Source organism: Fulvivirga ulvae (assembly GCF_021389975.1).
GTDB classification, from domain to species: Bacteria; Bacteroidota; Bacteroidia; order Cytophagales; family Cyclobacteriaceae; genus Fulvivirga; species Fulvivirga ulvae.
Genome location: NZ_CP089981.1, coordinates 6,783,791 through 6,800,083, shown reverse-complemented (window position 1 = coordinate 6,800,083; position 16,293 = coordinate 6,783,791). Strand labels below are relative to the sequence as shown.

Genomic DNA, 16,293 nt, shown 5'->3' with positions numbered 1-16,293 from the left:
TTTAAAATATTTAATATATGCACGCTGAAGAAACAACACACGTTCAGGTACAGGCACCTGATAAAGCCAAAATCAGAAAAATATGGGTTACTGCCGGGATTCTGGCATTTATTACAGCACTGGAATTCTTGGTAGCGTTTACAATACCTTTGGATATGGAAGTAACAAGGATCACCATTTTCGTAGGTATGACCATCGTAAAAGCTTTCTACATCGTGGGAGAGTTCATGCACCTTAAATACGAAGTTAAAGTGCTGATCTGGTCTATTCTTATACCCATGATATTCATCGTATGGATGCTTGTAGCCTTTGTATACGAAGGCATGTCTATATTCGATGACCGTTATTTAAATTAATACGTATATATAAACTGATAAAATAAGGCTAGAGTAGATCACTTTAGCCTTATTTTATATACAGCTACTGTGAATAAGATCATAAAAATTGTTTTTCTGATAGTTATGCTGGCCATACCGCTGGCCATATTCATATTTCTTCGAATTTTCGGGGAGAACCGCTTCGATATTCCCGTCTACTATGCCGATGGTGTGGATAAAGCATATACAGGATGTACCTTCACTGAAGGTCGGTTTTTAGTTCCGGACAGCCTTACTGAGGGCAATACATCCCTGTTTATGTTTTTTAAGGACGATGGTACATACAATTTGAGAGAGCTTGATAATCAACTCAGCAGATTAACCGAATTGTTTGTAGCAGATACACCAAAAGTGACTATTTTTGCGACAGATTCATTACCTGGGTCGGAATTGCATATTACTTATTTACCAAAGGAAAGCATGAAAATGATTATGACTTGTGCTTTGGTGACGGACGTCTATAACCAGTTTATTTTAGTAGATAAGGAAGGCCAGGTTCGTGGATATTATGATACAGACCTTGACGAAATAGACAGGCTTGTCGTAGAAATAAAAATATTGTTGGAAAATGGAGCTCGCAAGTAAGGAATTGAAGTATAAGAAATTAATCATTGTGCTGTCTGTAGCTATCCCTTTAGCCGTAGCGGTGCTGTTTGGCGTAAAAATAGAGGGGTATGATTTCACCTTTTTGCCCCCAATCTATGCGAGCATTAACGGGTTAACCGCCATACTACTAGTAGTGGCATTTGTGGCGATAAGAAATGGTAAAGTGAAGCTGCACGAAAGTTTAATGAAGGGATGCATCGGTTTATCAGCTTCATTTCTGGTGATGTATGTGTTGTATCATATGACCAGCGAGTCTACACCTTACGGAGGTGAGGGAGTCATACGCTATGTATACTTCTTTATTTTGATATCTCATATATTACTTTCCATAGCTGTTATTCCGCTGGTGCTTTTTAGCTTTGTAAGGGCACTTTCCAGCCAGTTTGACAAGCATAGAAAGCTGGCAAAGGTCACTTTTCCAATTTGGTTGTATGTGGCTGTAACAGGTGTTGTGATTTATGTCATGATCAGTCCGTACTATGTACATTAAACAAGAACCAAAGGAGAAGAGGCTTTGTTTATTTAAATGATGAAAGTATTGGCCAAAATATTTACACTGGTTTTCGTTTTTCTTGTAACAGGAAGCGGTGAGCTGCTGGCTCAATGTGCAATGTGCCGTGCTACGGTTGAAAATAACCTGAGTAATGGCGACATAGGTATAGGAGCGGGCCTTAACTTCGGCATACTGTATTTATTTGTTATGCCTTATCTGGCTATCGGTGTTGTTGGATTTTTATGGTATAGAAAAAGTAAACTCCAGGCAAAACATGAACAAAGCAGGCGCAATTATCAGTGGTAAATGTCCCAGATGCCGTAAGGGAGATATTTTCAAAACATCAGCTTTTAATCTTCTTGCCTTTTATAAAATGCATCCGCGATGTCCGGAATGTGACCTGCACTATGAAAGAGAACCCGGCTTTTTCTTTGGTGCCATGTACATTAGCTATGCGTTCTCAGTGGCTATTTTTGTGGGCGTTGGGCTGGCTTTATCCATTCTGGGCGACTTCTCTTTAGAGGTCTATCTTTTTGCAATTATTGGTGTTGTCGCTGTGCTTTTGCCATTCCTCTTCAGGTATTCGCGTATTTTGTTTTTACATCTTTTTGGTGGGGTGCGTTATGAGCCCGAGTATAAGAAGAGTGTGTCAGAAGCAGTGTGATTATCTCCGTTTACCAAATAGTTTTACTTGTGCCATTCAATTGGATTTAACAGTGTGCCATAACTAACTAATAAGGTACCTTCCTTCTTTTTGCCTAATTGTCTGACTAGTCAGCAGCTTATAAAGTGTGGCTGGCTTTCACAAAATTTTTTTAGCTAACAGCATTCCTGCATTCCATTTAGATGCATTAATAGAAGTAAGAGATACCTGATGCTTTCTAATGGAATCGAATCTGGCAAGATTTAAGATATGTTCCTTCCTACTGTAAGTTTAACAGCGGATAAGATGTAATATGCACCTCCCAAAACTTATAAACTCCCCAAAAATAGGGAGATAACCATGTCACTAGTTTTAGGTATTTTTAGCTATTCTCCTTACTTATTTCTATGAAATTCTAACAATCGAATTAAAAATTTATAATTTCGAATCTCGTCTTTCCATTGTTGCTTTAATATCATACTTAACTAGTATTTATTAATAGTTGCTGATCTGTTTATTTGATATTTTAATAATCTAATTTTTTTATTTATAAAATATACATGCTAATCAAAGTTGATTACAAGTGGATTGCACTAATTGGCTTGTTGTTTTCATTTATTTCGGGGTATTCGCAGCTGACCGCGGACTTTACCTATGTGACCCCGGGTGACTCCTGTGGAAGCAGAACCGTTCAATTTAATGCAGGTACATCTACCGGCAGCATAACTGATTATATATGGGGCTTTAATGATAAGGATACCGGTACTTCTTTAGGTACAGGTTCCGGTATGAATACCATGAAGAACTTCCTTTCACCAGGCACATACGTAGCCACACTGACGGTTTCTGGCCCTGGAGGGGTAAGCTCTAAATCGGTGGATATCAGGGTTTATAATAAACCGGTGGTGGATTTTAGTACAGATGTAGTCGAGGGGTGTCCTCCACTTGACGTTACTTTTACAGACTTAAGTGGTGCCGGGGATGGGGTAATCACAAAGTGGGAGTGGAACTACAATGATGGTACAAAAGATGAATTCACATCTTCCTCATCTCCTACACATGGCTACTCTGCCAGTGGAGAGTATACGCCAACACTTATTGTGACAAATAGTTTCGGGTGTACCAACTCGAAACCAAAGAACAAACTCATTAAAGTTTACAATAAGGTGACACCAGCCTTTTTAGTTTTTGATAACTATAGCTGTAGTACACCTCATATGGTTAATATAGAGAACCTTTCTCCGCTGAATGGGGCTTTTAACTATTTATGGGACTTTGGCGATGGCAGCACCCCTGCAATTGATAATAATAATATAGTATCCCATGAATACACCAGCTCAGGTGTATTTAAAATTAAACTCACGGCAATAAACTCTCCGGGAACGTGCTCCGCATCCAAAACAAGCAGTGGTTCGCAAAACGTTTACATTGGAGAGCCACAGGCGGATTTTAACCTCCCAGCTCAGGTATGTGTGGGGCAAGGGCTTAACATTGGAGCACTTGCTGATCCAACCGGATTAAGTAATTCAGGACGATGGTATTTTGAAGATACAAATACTACTGCATCAGGTACTTCGTCATACCATGTATTTAATATTCCTGGCGTATGGAACGTTTCCTACATTTCAAAAAATTCTTATTCCTTATGTGAGAGCAAAGAAGTGATCAGGAGTATTACCGTACTGCCTTCTCCTGACGCTGACTTTAGTCTTGACCTTCCGGACGGGTGTCAGGTGCCACATATTGTTACGTTTAATAACTTAAGCACCGGTGCCGCCAACTATGAATGGAATTTTGGAGATGGCACCCCTGTATTAACTACAGCCAGCACTGCTCCGGTTACGCATAGCTTTAATACTTATGGTACTTTTACCATTAGGTTGAAAGCAATAAATGCTGACAATTGCAGCGATACCAAGCTTTATCACTATGTCAGAAATAAAAAACCTTCCGTTGATTTTGATTATTCTCCTCAGGAAGGGTGCAGACCGTTAGCTGTTAAGATCAAGGCCAAACCTGTAGCTAATGATCCCATTGTTCAATACTCATACATATTCAGCGATGGTACAGTCCATACCAGTAACCTTCCGGACTTTACCCATACGTTTACGGCTTCCGGCAGCCATACCATTAAGGTGTCTATACTTACACAGCAGGGATGTGTGGCTGTCTCTGATGAAAAAGCTGTCTCTGTTAGTGACGTGTGTTTTGGTACCGGAGGTGGAGCCGGTGGTGGTGGGGGCGGAGGCCCGCTTGATTTTATAAGAGCGCCGGGTTGCTCGGACAGATATACATTCACCTTTGAAAATACCATTCCTAATTCGACGGTTATTTCCTGGGATTTTGAGGGTACGCTCATGGTTACAAACCAGAACCCTATTACCTATACCTTTCCTGATAACCTAGGTAAGAAGGAATGGATAGTTACAGCCAGAGTGCAGGAAAACGTAACGGGTGCACCGATAGTTGAATATAAAACAGGTGTATTGATTGTTGATGAAAGGGCTGATTATTCTATAGATAACACCGATATATGCAAGAATGTGGAAGTCAATTTCAAAACATTGGGAATAGACTCAACCCTTATAAAGACTTATACCTGGGACTTTGGTGATAGTACCGGGCGGCTGGAAATTGATAATGAAACTTATTATAACGATAATCTCACCTATCATAGTGGTGATGTCAGTCATATCTATAAAGACAATGGTGTTTTTTACACAAAACTTATCATCGAAGATGTGTTTTCCTGTCTTGACTCATTAGAGTATCCGGTACCTGTGGCGGTTAAAGGCCCAGAGGCTGGGTTTGAGCTTGATAAGAACAAGTTTTGTGGAGATGATTTTATAGTAGCGCTTTCAGATACTTCAGTAGCTAATGGCATAACGCCGATCATAAGCCGTATGTGGGAGTTGGGAGATGGCTCCCCGGTGCTCACTCCGGCAGGGGATACTACCTTTCTGCATAACTACACACATAACACTTTCTATAAAGATTATACCATCAGACTTGAAATTGAGGACGCTGTAGGGTGTAAGGATAGTGAAGAAAAAAAGGTGCAATCCTATGCTCCAAAGGCTGATTTCTGGTCTAAAGATACACTGAGGTGTGAGAAATTCAATGTCTTTTTCTACAACAGTTCTAAGGCACAGGTATCAAGTAATAATCAATATACCTGGGAGTATGGGGATGGTATTACGAGCAACGGATATTACGGTAATCATACTTTTCCGTCGGATGGTAAATATTCTGTCAAACTTAAGGTAGTTGATAATGGTGGCTGTGTTGACTCTCTGGTAAGAGAGGATTTTGTAAAACTGGTTAGGCCGGTGGCTGACTTTGACATTGGCTCGGATACCTCCAAGTGTGTTGGTACCTTTTCACTTCCTTTTGTCAGCACTTCGACATATAGCAAGAGTTTCGAATGGGATTTTGGGGACAATGAATACTCTTCAACAAATCAAATTGAAGTAAGTCATTTTTATGAAAAGGCAGGACTTTATGATGTGAAATTGTCCGTAACAGGTTTGGATGGTTGCACTGATGATACTGTAAAACAGGTGAAAATAAAAGGACCTGTTGGAGAGCTAAAAACATTTGGCGATTACTTCTGCCTCGGCAATGACTATTCGATAAAAATTGATGGCAACAACATCAAGGATTTCTATTGGGACTTTGGTGATTTATCCCCAACCGACGGACTCGTCAATCAGGATTCAGTAGTACACCAATACCAGGCCCCTGGCAAATACCTGCCAAATGTTATTCTTCTGAGTCCGGAAAACTGCCAGATTACTCTTCAGGTTTTGGATACCGTATATGTTGATAAGTTGGATAACGGCTTGCCCGCAAATATTGAATGCGGAGATACACATACCACCCTTAAAGGGTCAACAGCCCTGAACCTGCCCGGAAAATATTACTGGGAGGGGCCTGCCACCGCTGATTTTCAGCCAGACATATACTCGATGGAAATACAGGTGAACACTCCTGGTTTTTATTCTTTACGTGCCAAGAACAGTAGTTGTGGTCAACAGGATAGTGTGGAAGTAACAAGCTCAGGCATTATCCCGGATGCAGAGGCCGGCGCCGATCAGAAAATTGATTGTATTGATGAAGATGCTCAGCTATATGGTGCTACCACCACGGCAGATACTCGTTACGAGTGGTCCGGACCGGCGGGTGCCGTATTTATTCCCGATCATACTGTATCAGACCCCATAGTGAATGTGCCGGGCACTTATAAACTGAGAGTAATACAAAAAGAATGTGACAAAACAGATCTGGTTCAGGTATTGCCGTGTTCACTTGATCCAACGGATAAAATCATTACTCAATGTGCTGATATACCTGGCTTACCTGCAACATACCAACAGTTTGACCTTACCTTGCTGGATAACACGGTTGTAGGCTCGGTTCAGGCCAGTGTGTCCTGGTATGAAGACCAGGAATTTATCCAGATCGTAGCGACCCCTAAAAGCGTACCCCTCACCCATAATAAGCCATATTTCGCAAAAATAAGCAGTATGGATGGCACCGAAACAGCCCGGGCAAAGGTGACTGTGATCGTGCATGATTATGTGAAGGCCAGCATTGTAGCTGATGCCGATAGTATCTGCATTGATGATGGCCCCATAACACTGAAAAGGCAAAATTTTGGAGGAAATGAGCCAGGTTTTGAATGGTATTTTGAAAATAGAAATAATCCGCTGCCGGGGGAAAAGGAGCAGGTTGATATCAGTGAACCATCTGCGAGTGGATGGTACTTTTTAAGGAGCCATAGCCCTTTTTGTCAGGACTCCTGGGATTCTGTAGGCGTAAAAATTTACGAGAAAGCCCAACTTTCATTTACCAGTTCTTCCCTTGGTATCACTTACCATGATGAGAATATGGTCGAGCTTCCATTGGAAATCTACCTTAAGTACCCTGAGGATATCAGCAATATAGTCTGGTATCCGGACGGAATGCTGAGACAGCAGACAGCTGGAGGATCTTTTCTTTCTCTTAATCCTGATAGCTTGGTGGCACGGCCATTCCACCAGGCAGTAAATGAAGAAGAGGTGTTTAACTATGAGGTTACCGTATTTACCGGGCCTGAAGGAATAGGTTGCGAATCCAGTGCTTCAATCATCGTAGAGAATTTCAAACCTGTTGATATCCCGAACATATTTTCCCCTAACAATGACGGGATAAACGATACATGGGTAATTGATGGACTGGCCAAATATCCCAATACATCAGTAAAAGTATTTGACAGGTATGGCAGCCTGATATATGAAGGTGATCATGGGTATCAAACTCCGTGGGATGGCACCTACAGAGGGGCTAAAGTGCCTTTTGGTACATATTATTATGTGGCTGACTTTCAGGGAAGTGAAGATAATACCGATTATCAGACGGAAGGTTGGGTAATGGTCGTGAAATAAGGAGTGGATAGCATGAAGAGTATAACTATAATAATAGTACAGATCGGATTATTTGTGTTTGGAATTGCTGAGCTTTTTGCGCAGCAGCAATTTCACTTTAGCCAGTATATGATAAATCCGTACGTACTGAACCCTGCAGTGGGAGGTACGTCCGACGCACTGGATTTAAAATTAGGGTACCGAAGTCAGTGGCAGGGTTTTGATGGAGCCCCTGCATCATATTACTTCACTGGTCATACACCACTAAGGATTAAATCAAAGCCTGACCCTACTAAAAAAATTGTCCCGTTTCATAGTGTAGGCGCGCTGATCTATCAGGATGAAGCCGGTCCGCTGAGGAGGCTCTCTGCTTTGGCTTCCTATGGGTACAATTTACCACTTACACCTAAACTACGCCTGGCCATGGGACTTTTTGCAGGAGTGTTAAACATTTCCATAGACCAGTCTAAGTTAAACTTCGGTCAGGACGACGAGGTACTTAGTTATGACTCCAAAACAGTGCCGGATGCAAGTGCGGGAGTATGGCTGCATGGTGATCACTTTTTTCTGGGGCTTTCGTCTAACCACCTTTTTTTTAATGAACTCAATTTTATAACAGATAGTAATGATGAAAAAGACAACCTCACCTATCACTTTCATTTTATTCATGGATACAACATCCCACTCGGATACGCCGGCAGGCAGGGGTATGATTACTATATGGTTCCTTCTGTACTGGTGAAATATGCGGGAAGTGGCACCTCTCCGTCGGCTGATATCAATTTAAAGGTGTTCAGGAAGGATCTGATGTGGCTGGGAGCATCTTACAGGCATAAAGATGCCGTAGCTATGCTTTTCGGCATGACCCTGTTCAAAAACAACGGCCATGCACTCGAATTGGGCTATTCGTATGATTATACCTTAAGCAACATCAACGTGTTCTCCAACGGCAGTCATGAGATAGTACTCAGCTATAAGATTCAACATAAACAAGGGGTTTTATGCCCGGATAATTTCTGGTGACAGAAAAAACTAAAACTAAAACTAACTAAACAACTATGATAAAACGATTACTACTATTTGAGCTTGTATGTATCCTGTTGGCTGGGGAAATATACGCTCAGTCCGATGAGCCGGTCCTTGAAGGGTTTAAATCCTTTAACCAGGGACAGGCTTTTACCGCCATAACTGTTGATGCCAATAACAACGTATGGGCAGGAACGGACAAAGCCGGAGTGTTTCTGCTTGACCAGCAAGCAAATTCTGATGCATCAGCCTTCGACCTTAAAGCCATTGCAGACGGTAACTTTGAGGTGAAGAATTTTTCTGTTCAAACCATGGCTGCTGACCGTGAAGGCAATCTCTGGATTGGTCACTCAGGACTTGGCGGTGCCAGGGCATCACAGGGCGGTGTGGAGCGCGTGGATATCAGTAGTTTAGCTACACAACATTACTCTCCTGACAGGGATGCTAAATGTTTTACGTACTTACAGCGCGATGGTATAGGTACTGCAAATGCTAAATCCATTACCGTAGATATTAATAACACCGTATGGGTAGCCCATCGTTATCATGACCTGTTGGTGACGGGTCCGGGAGGGAGTTATATAGTGACACCCGGTACCTTTTCGTATAAAAAGGCCGGAGATACCTATTTTAATGCCCGGGGCACTTACAACGATATTCAAAATAGCAATGCTGCTCCCGAACTGCCATACCCGGCTTATACCTGTAATCCACCCATTGATAAAACCCCTCAATCCAGATCATTCAGCGCTATTGGAAGTGATTCATCAGAGGTGTGGGTGAGCCATTTTCCCTATGTGGCGGATGATGAGGTAACAAACTTTCCAGCGAGAATATTAAAGTACGATCTGGATGGTAACTACCTTGGAGAGGTTCATTTTGCAACTATAGGTATGCCTGTCGGTGGAGTGTTTAATAGTATATACCTCTCTCCCAAAGGCCATAAATGGGTAAGCAGCAGTTTTGCCGGAAAAGGTTTTAGTGTAATGAAAAACGGAGTTTGGAGCTACATTAGTATTGATGATATTCCCTGTATTATACCTTCAGGGGCACGCGTTAATGATAATGGTATTTGGGGTAACAAGCATGGCAATGTATTTATAGGTACTAATAAAGGGCTCATTGTATATAATGGCAGAGGGCCGGTACAGCACTCATCGTCCTATACCTTTTACAGCACGACTATGCATAGCGATATGATTTCCGATAACATTATGGGAGGTTATTCTGAAAACGACAGTATTCAGTGGATCGCCACTGATAATGGAATTATGAGAACCATAATAGGAAGGTATGAGGCAGAACTACCGCAGGATTCGGATTACACTTCCTGTAATAATGCTGATATGAATGCAATCGAAAGCATTCTAAGTGATCCAAATGTTAAAAATGACAAAAGCTACCATATATATAAAGTTGAAACAGAAATTTGTCGGCAGGATGGCCCCAACGGACACCTGTGCAATGCTGAGAATATTTATGCCATGATGAAGGCCAATGTCAATTTAACTGTGGTTAACCCATTTGACTTCCCTCTGGATGGTCTTACAAAACCCTTTCTTGATGAAGCTACTCCTGCTGACCTTCTGGATCTACAGGATAATGTAAATGCCTGGGAACCTGGAAATAACAGTAACCCGGAAACCGGGGAAATTCAGTACATAAGAGATGTAGTATCGAGACCTGAGCTGAAAGAAGAACTTGAAAGCAATGGAGCTCCTTTTTCTTTTATCAATTTTTTCGGATCAATCGAAGATAGTTTGACTGAGAATAATGTAAACAGAGCTCACCTCTATAACCTGCAAAAAGAGGTCAACTCAGGAAAAGTAATTGCATGTGATAACGTATACCAGTTATATAATTCGCCGAACTTTATCATTTCCAGAAATATATTTCAAATCGTCAATAACTCAATGCTTAATTTAGGCTTGAATTGCGATATCCAGGGTGGATTAAAATCTTATTTATATGACCCGGTGTACATATACCCGAATGATCAAACGTATACTTTGGTCAATTATACGGCTGAAGGACATATGCTGTATCCCGGTAAAATAACCAGGCAGGTAATTGAAGAATGTGGTGCCGTAAAGGTGGTGACAGTAGGAGAAGGGACACAATTCTGTGGAGACAATACAGCCGGGGAAAACAATGCTAAAGGTAATACTGTTGGCGGGCTCATTTTGTTTAAGAATGTGGATTTTCGATTGAAAAAGGCATTTGAGGATCTGGAGAACTAATAACAACTAAATGAAAACAGCAATGAAATATATACTTACCATAACTTTAATATATCTGCTTGCCGTAGTAGCAGCCCATGGTCAGGATGACCTTTTTGATAAAGAATGGGAAATCCATCAATATCAGGTTACTTTTCTTGAAGAGACCTCTGATTTCTATAATAAAAATTCCTCGGAGAATATATTTGATTTTAATGGTATAAAGTTCTCTTTTACTTCAAACGGCGTTTATACCACAATCAAGGGAGAAAAACAAAAGGATGGAGAATGGTCTATTAATAATAATGGCGACAGTCTTAAAATTGATGGCAGGCAATACCATCTGGTAGAGCTTAGTGAAGAAAATCTGATTTTTAGAAATTATACCCTTGAATATGCCGATACCTCGGCCCGATTGGATACTGTTTACTTTTATAATAAACTCAAACCTGTACCCGGAAGCGAAAAAGTCACGGGAATAAAGAAACAAACGCAGGAGAATACTCTTGCAGTATACCCTAACCCTTCTGATAATATTATAACTATAAGGCTGCTGTCTGATGCTCTGAAAGAAGAGCATGTACAATACAGAATATTGAATATAAACGGAAAGGAAATGGATAAACAGCCTGTTCCCAAAGGCAGATCTGCTTTTGATATTCAAATCGGGACTTTACCAAAGGGCGTTTATATTCTGGAAATCTTGAATCAACACAGTAGAAGGCTGGCTATTCATAAGCTTCTCAAAAAGTAACCGAACAATTTGGTGGTTAAAGGCCAATCTTACCTGAACTGGTGAGATTGGTTTTTTATTTTAAAGTTGACCAGGAATAACATTTACCGAAACCCTGCCGTAAAACACATCGTTCTACAATAACCTAGACACCAAAGCCATGAAAAATCACATAGACCTATCTGATGCTGAATTTTCCCGTCAGTTCGCCAGTTGCCAGGTTGATCCTGCCATCTTTAATCATGAAGCCCATTTGAGGCTGGCATGGGTACACATCAGGCAGTATGGTATAGAGAACGCCATTGTAAGAATACAAGAGCAGTTGGAAGCCTTTGTGGCCTATGTAGGAGCGCGGGATAAATACAATAAGACATTAACCATAGCGGCTACCAAAGCAGTATATCACTTCATGTTAAAGTCAGTGTCTCATAGCTTTCATGATTTTATCAATGAGTTTCCTCAGTTGAAGTCAAACTTTAAAGCACTGATGAACGCTCATTACAGGATTGATATTTTTAATTCACCTAAGGCCAAAGCGGAGTTCCTGGAGCCGGATCTGCTACCGTTTGACTAACTTCAGATAGGTTATATGGTACTCCATCATCAGGCATTTGATTTTGGCTCAAAACGGTTAATTGAAAAGATTACCGTAAAGGCCCCTTTCAGGTTGTCAGTGAATTTCCCTGATGAAGCCTGCTTTATTTACTTTGAAGAAGGGACTACAAAGGTAAATTCGCCATATGAGCAGGTAGCCGCAAGCTCAGGGGAGTCTGTTTTGCTGAAGTGTGGTAATTATTTCGCTGATTTGCAAGAACTAGCCACTAAAAATCAATATGACATTCTTGTGGTGCATTTACCACGTACTGTATTAAAAGAGATATATAAAGGAGACATTCCCTCATTTACCGCGAGGCAGGAAAAAGCAAGCTTTATCAGCAAGATCAATGAGGCTGCCATGATCAGGGAGTATATTAAGAGTCTCAATTTCTATTTTGAGCACCCGTCTGTAGTAAATGATGAACTCCTCTCTCTCAAAGTAAAAGAACTGGTACTCTTACTCATCCAAACCAAAAATGCGGGTTCTGTTGCCGACCTCTTTGGTCAATTGTTCACTTCAGTGCAGATTGACATCAGGCAAGTTGTTGAGGCCCACATCTACTCTGGTATTTCCATAGAAGATATGGCAGCGCTTTGTCATCTGAGTGTATCCACTTTTAAGCGCCAGTTTAAGAAGCTATTGAACGATACACCCGCCAGCTATATAAAAAAGAAACGGTTACATAAGGCAAAAGAATTACTTGCCTTGAGCCATTTGACTATAAGTGAAATAGCCTATCAGACAGGTTTTATTGATGTTGCCCATTTTTCCAACTCTTTTAAAGCTGCTTATGGGTGTGCACCATCATTGTACAGGCAAAAAATAATAACCTAGTCTGCCTGGGCCAAAATTTCAAATAAATGGACTTTTCATACAAACCGGAAAGTCAGATATCTGTCAAATTTGTGATAGGAACTAATAGATAACTATCATGAAAAAGACCTTTAATATACACCAGTTCGGCCCATGGGCACTTATTACAGGAGCCTCGTCCGGCATTGGACGTGAATTTGCCCGTCAACTTGCGTCAGGAGGTATTAATGTCGTACTTGTTGCCAGAAGAAAGAAATTACTTGAAGAACTGGGAAAGGAACTTGAACACAAATACGGTATTCGGTATCGCACAGTTGAGGCTGATATGTCAAATGAGAAAGCTTTTGACAAAATACGTAGCATAACGGATCCCCTGGATATTGGACTTGTAATATCCAATGCGGGAACCGGTGCTCCGGGGGAGTTCATCCGTTTACAGCCTGATAACTTGCTGAAAATGGTACAAACCAGTGTGGTGGCGCATTTGAAAATAGCCCACCATTTTGGAAACCGGCTGGCAGATAAAAGAAGAGGGGGCATAGTGCTGGTCTCGGCTATGGGGGCTGCGGACGGTTTGCCATTCATGGCCAATGATGCCGGAACGAGAGCCTATATTCGAAGTTTTGGGCTTGGCCTGCATACGGAACTGAAAAGATATGGCGTTCATGTAACCGTGCTTGTGCCTTCACCCACTGATACACCGGTGGTAGCACACCTGGGGTTCAGTGCTGAGAAAATGCCAATGAAACTGCTCTCTGTCGAGCAATGTGTCAGAGAGGCCTTGCATGCACTGGAGAAGAACCGCCCCAGTATTATACCAGGCTTTATGTACCGCCTCATGGATGCCATTGTGCCCTCTTCATTGTCAAGAAAAATGTTTGCTAAAATGCTCGCAGAGGGGAATGGTATCAAATTAAAAGTAACTTAGATGAATGGATAAGCTATTGGCAGAAATACGCAGTTGTACTATTTGCCTGCCTCACCTGGAGCATGGGGTAAATCCGGTATTGGCTGCTCATAAAAATAGCCGGATAGCTATAATAGGTCAGGCTCCGGGCAGTGTGGTACACCGGACGGGTATCCCCTGGGACGATAAAAGCGGCGACCGCCTGCGCGAGTGGCTGGGGTTGAGCAAGCCAGAATTTTACAACCCTGAGATAGTGGCACTGATACCTATGGGCTTTTGCTACCCGGGCAAAGGCAAATCGGGTGATCTGCCACCGAGAAAGGAATGTGCAACGGCGTGGCATAGTAAACTGTTTCAAGAGCTGAAAAGGATAGAGCTTACCCTGTTGATTGGTGCTTATGCTCAAAACTATTACCTGCAAAACCGACAACTGTCAACACTCACTGAAACGGTTAAAAACTTCCGGGCTTACCTGCCCGGTACATTTGTCTTGCCACATCCTTCTCCAAGAAATAACATCTGGATCAAAAAGAACCCCTGGTTTGAAAGGGAGCTCCTCCCTCAACTAAAAAATGTTGTTGAATCTATTGTCGGTAGTTCAGCATAAGTAATAATGATACTTTAAGCCAGGCTTAGGATCCTCTCATTTACTTCATTGTAAAACGGGGTGACAAGGGCATGCCGGGCGCTCTGTTCCATTACATAGTCAACGAGAAACTTTTTTTCAGACGCCTTTCCACTTTCGACATCCAGTTGCAATGAAGATTTGGCACTATATGGGAATTTGGAAAGCATATGGTAAGAGGTTGAAACGTCATCGTCAGACAACAGTATGCCCTCTTTCTCAGCCAAAAGCTGTATCTCCACCATCATATTCTTTAGCACATCCATGAGATGCCTGTTGGCAGATAGCTCTCCGAAAGAAATGTTATATGCAGTAGTAATAGCAGCCACCGGAGCTACAAAAAGATACTTCTTCCATAATACGCCCTTAATGTTTTCCTCAAAGGTAATATCAAGACCTCCCTTGACCAGTAAATCCATAAGCCACCGGTAATCATTGTGGGATTCGCCCCCGATAAATATCTTGCCCGGTCCGCCAACATGTTGAATGTATCCCGGATTTTTTACGTTTGAGGCCACATAAATACAACCTTCGATGATTCTGCCTTTATTCAAATACTGCCGGATGAGTTCTTTACCATTGACCACATTTTGTAATGTTATAACTACGGTATCATCACCAATACAGCTTTCATAAGCTTTGATTATACTTTCGAGTGAATAAGACTTACAGGCAAGAATCAGTACATCCAGTATTCCTATTTCTTCCGGGGCATCGGCTACCCGGTGAGGTAGTACAGTCAGCGTGCCAGCCGCGGATTCCAGAGTCAGTCCGTTTTGTACGATGGCTTCCTTTGTTTCATTCCTACAGATGAATATGATCTCCTCCTGTTTACTCTTGTGATAGTTTTTGGCCAATGACACGCCTATAAAGCCTCCTATTCCGCCGATCCCGGCTATTGCTATCTTTTTCATATGCTCAGTTCTATTTAATGGTATAGGCAAAGTAAACTTCTATGAAATTTTGAGTTGTTGTATAAATATAGGTTACTTTTGTGTAAACAAAGGTTTTGAAGTGGACAGAACATTCTTTATATACCAGGATTTTGAGGTTTACTCCGTAGATGAGTTTTCCTGGCAGAAAGAAAGGCACAGGCATAATTTCTTTGAATTACTTTTTATTGAGTTCGGCATGGGTACTCACGTTTTAAATGCCAATCACCATCATTTTAAAAGCCATGATATCTATTTTTTGACACCAGGGGATGTACACTCATTTAAAACCTCGGAACCCACACGTTTTCATTGTCTTCGGTTTTTGCCAGGTTTCTTTAGTAATACAAATGAGGCCGGCGAACTGGAGAAACTTTTTCATTATCATAACCGAACAAAAGGAAGCCTGACACTTGGGAGTGCCGATAAATTATTCATGGAATCTTTGGTGCTTAAAATTATTCGGGAAGCAGCCCAGCACAAAAAGCGGCATAGCGAATTGATCCGATACCTGATGTATTCCATTTTACAGCTGATCCTAAGGTATGCGACAGTTGATGAAAATTCATTTGGAAAAAATACTGAAGATCTTAAAATAGATAACATTTTGAGCTATATCCGGGCAAATATTGCAAACCCCCACAAGCTAAAGAAAAAGATAATAGCCGATCGATTTAACGTTTCAGTTAATTATATCGGAGAGTACGTTAAAAAGCATCTTAACATCTCGTTGCGAGAGTATGTGGATGTAAGTAAAATGCACATAATCACGGAAAGGCTTCAGCAGAGTGACCGGACTTTTTCTGAAATAGGAGGTGAGTTGGGGTTTGCCGACAGTAGCCATTTCAACCGGTTTATACACCGGCATACAGGTAAAACACCATCGGAATATAGGAGGTCATTAAAGAGATAAAAG

15 protein-coding genes are annotated in these 16,293 nt (G+C 41.5%); 14 read left to right on the top strand and 1 reads right to left on the bottom strand.

The window, feature by feature from the left end:
* The first annotated feature begins 17 nt into the window (after positions 1–17).
* The 13 genes from LVD17_RS27595 (at position 18) to LVD17_RS27535 (ending at position 14,427) form a co-directional block, all read left to right on the top strand.
* On the top strand, positions 18–356 hold the full coding sequence (locus tag LVD17_RS27595) for a cytochrome C oxidase subunit IV family protein (RefSeq protein WP_233763573.1): 339 nt from the start codon (positions 18–20) through the stop codon (positions 354–356).
* A gap of 69 nt (positions 357–425) precedes the next feature.
* A complete protein-coding gene (locus LVD17_RS27590) occupies positions 426–962 on the top strand; it encodes a hypothetical protein (protein WP_233763571.1) in 537 nt (178 codons plus the stop codon).
* Positions 946–1,473, top strand: coding sequence for a DUF420 domain-containing protein (locus LVD17_RS27585; RefSeq protein ID WP_233763569.1), 528 nt, complete (start codon positions 946–948; stop codon positions 1,471–1,473). Before LVD17_RS27590 ends, LVD17_RS27585 begins: the two co-directional genes overlap by 17 nt.
* Positions 1,474–1,512: 39 nt before the next feature.
* A complete protein-coding gene (locus LVD17_RS27580) occupies positions 1,513–1,782 on the top strand; it encodes a CAMCR motif-containing small membrane protein (RefSeq protein WP_233767996.1) in 270 nt (89 codons plus the stop codon).
* A complete protein-coding gene (locus LVD17_RS27575; protein ID WP_233763567.1) occupies positions 1,751–2,140 on the top strand; it encodes a DUF983 domain-containing protein in 390 nt (129 codons plus the stop codon). The genes LVD17_RS27580 and LVD17_RS27575 overlap by 32 nt, the downstream gene beginning before the upstream one ends.
* A 539-nt stretch (positions 2,141–2,679) precedes the next feature.
* Positions 2,680–7,545 carry a PKD domain-containing protein gene (locus LVD17_RS27570; RefSeq protein WP_233763564.1) on the top strand — a complete coding sequence of 1,622 codons (4,866 nt, stop codon included), beginning with the start codon at positions 2,680–2,682 and terminating at the stop codon, positions 7,543–7,545.
* A 12-nt stretch (positions 7,546–7,557) separates the two neighbouring features.
* Positions 7,558–8,547, top strand: coding sequence for a PorP/SprF family type IX secretion system membrane protein (locus tag LVD17_RS27565; protein WP_233763562.1), 990 nt, complete (start codon positions 7,558–7,560; stop codon positions 8,545–8,547).
* 35 nt (positions 8,548–8,582) lie between these two features.
* On the top strand, positions 8,583–10,790 hold the full coding sequence (locus tag LVD17_RS27560; protein ID WP_233763560.1) for a ligand-binding sensor domain-containing protein: 2,208 nt from the start codon (positions 8,583–8,585) through the stop codon (positions 10,788–10,790).
* A gap of 22 nt (positions 10,791–10,812) precedes the next feature.
* A complete protein-coding gene (locus tag LVD17_RS27555) occupies positions 10,813–11,523 on the top strand; it encodes a T9SS type A sorting domain-containing protein (RefSeq protein WP_233763558.1) in 711 nt (236 codons plus the stop codon).
* A gap of 139 nt (positions 11,524–11,662) precedes the next feature.
* Positions 11,663–12,076, top strand: a complete 414-nt coding sequence (locus LVD17_RS27550) for a hypothetical protein (RefSeq protein ID WP_233763556.1) — start codon at positions 11,663–11,665, stop codon at positions 12,074–12,076.
* Between the two features lie 15 nt (positions 12,077–12,091).
* Positions 12,092–12,934: a helix-turn-helix transcriptional regulator gene (locus tag LVD17_RS27545; protein ID WP_233763554.1), complete on the top strand. Its 843-nt coding sequence runs from the start codon at positions 12,092–12,094 to the stop codon at positions 12,932–12,934.
* Between the two features lie 97 nt (positions 12,935–13,031).
* On the top strand, positions 13,032–13,841 hold the full coding sequence (locus LVD17_RS27540) for an SDR family NAD(P)-dependent oxidoreductase (RefSeq protein ID WP_233763552.1): 810 nt from the start codon (positions 13,032–13,034) through the stop codon (positions 13,839–13,841).
* A gap of 4 nt (positions 13,842–13,845) precedes the next feature.
* Positions 13,846–14,427 carry a uracil-DNA glycosylase family protein gene (locus tag LVD17_RS27535; RefSeq protein WP_233763550.1) on the top strand — a complete coding sequence of 194 codons (582 nt, stop codon included), beginning with the start codon at positions 13,846–13,848 and terminating at the stop codon, positions 14,425–14,427.
* A gap of 14 nt (positions 14,428–14,441) precedes the next feature.
* On the opposite strand, the gene LVD17_RS27530 is transcribed toward LVD17_RS27535, so the two are convergent.
* Complete coding sequence (locus LVD17_RS27530) at positions 14,442–15,359, bottom strand: ketopantoate reductase family protein (protein ID WP_233763548.1); 918 nt, start codon at positions 15,357–15,359, stop codon at positions 14,442–14,444.
* A 100-nt stretch (positions 15,360–15,459) separates the two neighbouring features.
* On the opposite strand from LVD17_RS27530, the gene LVD17_RS27525 reads away from it, so the two are divergent.
* Positions 15,460–16,290, top strand: a complete 831-nt coding sequence (locus LVD17_RS27525; RefSeq protein ID WP_233763546.1) for an AraC family transcriptional regulator — start codon at positions 15,460–15,462, stop codon at positions 16,288–16,290.
* Positions 16,291–16,293: the final 3 nt, after the last annotated feature.

Bases quoted from the DNA above. Each gene is read 5' to 3' on its own strand.
- LVD17_RS27595 (WP_233763573.1), top strand. From the start codon at position 18: ATGCACGCTGAAGAAACAACACACGTTCAGGTACAGGCACCTGATAAA.
- LVD17_RS27585 (WP_233763569.1), top strand. From the start codon at position 946: ATGGAGCTCGCAAGTAAGGAATTGAAGTATAAGAAATTAATCATTGTG.
- LVD17_RS27580 (WP_233767996.1), top strand. From the start codon at position 1,513: ATGAAAGTATTGGCCAAAATATTTACACTGGTTTTCGTTTTTCTTGTA.
- LVD17_RS27575 (WP_233763567.1), top strand. From the start codon at position 1,751: ATGAACAAAGCAGGCGCAATTATCAGTGGTAAATGTCCCAGATGCCGT.
- LVD17_RS27570 (WP_233763564.1), top strand. From the start codon at position 2,680: ATGCTAATCAAAGTTGATTACAAGTGGATTGCACTAATTGGCTTGTTG.
- LVD17_RS27565 (WP_233763562.1), top strand. From the start codon at position 7,558: ATGAAGAGTATAACTATAATAATAGTACAGATCGGATTATTTGTGTTT.
- LVD17_RS27560 (WP_233763560.1), top strand. From the start codon at position 8,583: ATGATAAAACGATTACTACTATTTGAGCTTGTATGTATCCTGTTGGCT.
- LVD17_RS27555 (WP_233763558.1), top strand. From the start codon at position 10,813: ATGAAATATATACTTACCATAACTTTAATATATCTGCTTGCCGTAGTA.
- LVD17_RS27550 (WP_233763556.1), top strand. From the start codon at position 11,663: ATGAAAAATCACATAGACCTATCTGATGCTGAATTTTCCCGTCAGTTC.
- LVD17_RS27545 (WP_233763554.1), top strand. From the start codon at position 12,092: ATGGTACTCCATCATCAGGCATTTGATTTTGGCTCAAAACGGTTAATT.
- LVD17_RS27540 (WP_233763552.1), top strand. From the start codon at position 13,032: ATGAAAAAGACCTTTAATATACACCAGTTCGGCCCATGGGCACTTATT.
- LVD17_RS27535 (WP_233763550.1), top strand. From the start codon at position 13,846: ATGGATAAGCTATTGGCAGAAATACGCAGTTGTACTATTTGCCTGCCT.
- LVD17_RS27530 (WP_233763548.1), bottom strand. From the start codon at position 15,359: ATGAAAAAGATAGCAATAGCCGGGATCGGCGGAATAGGAGGCTTTATA.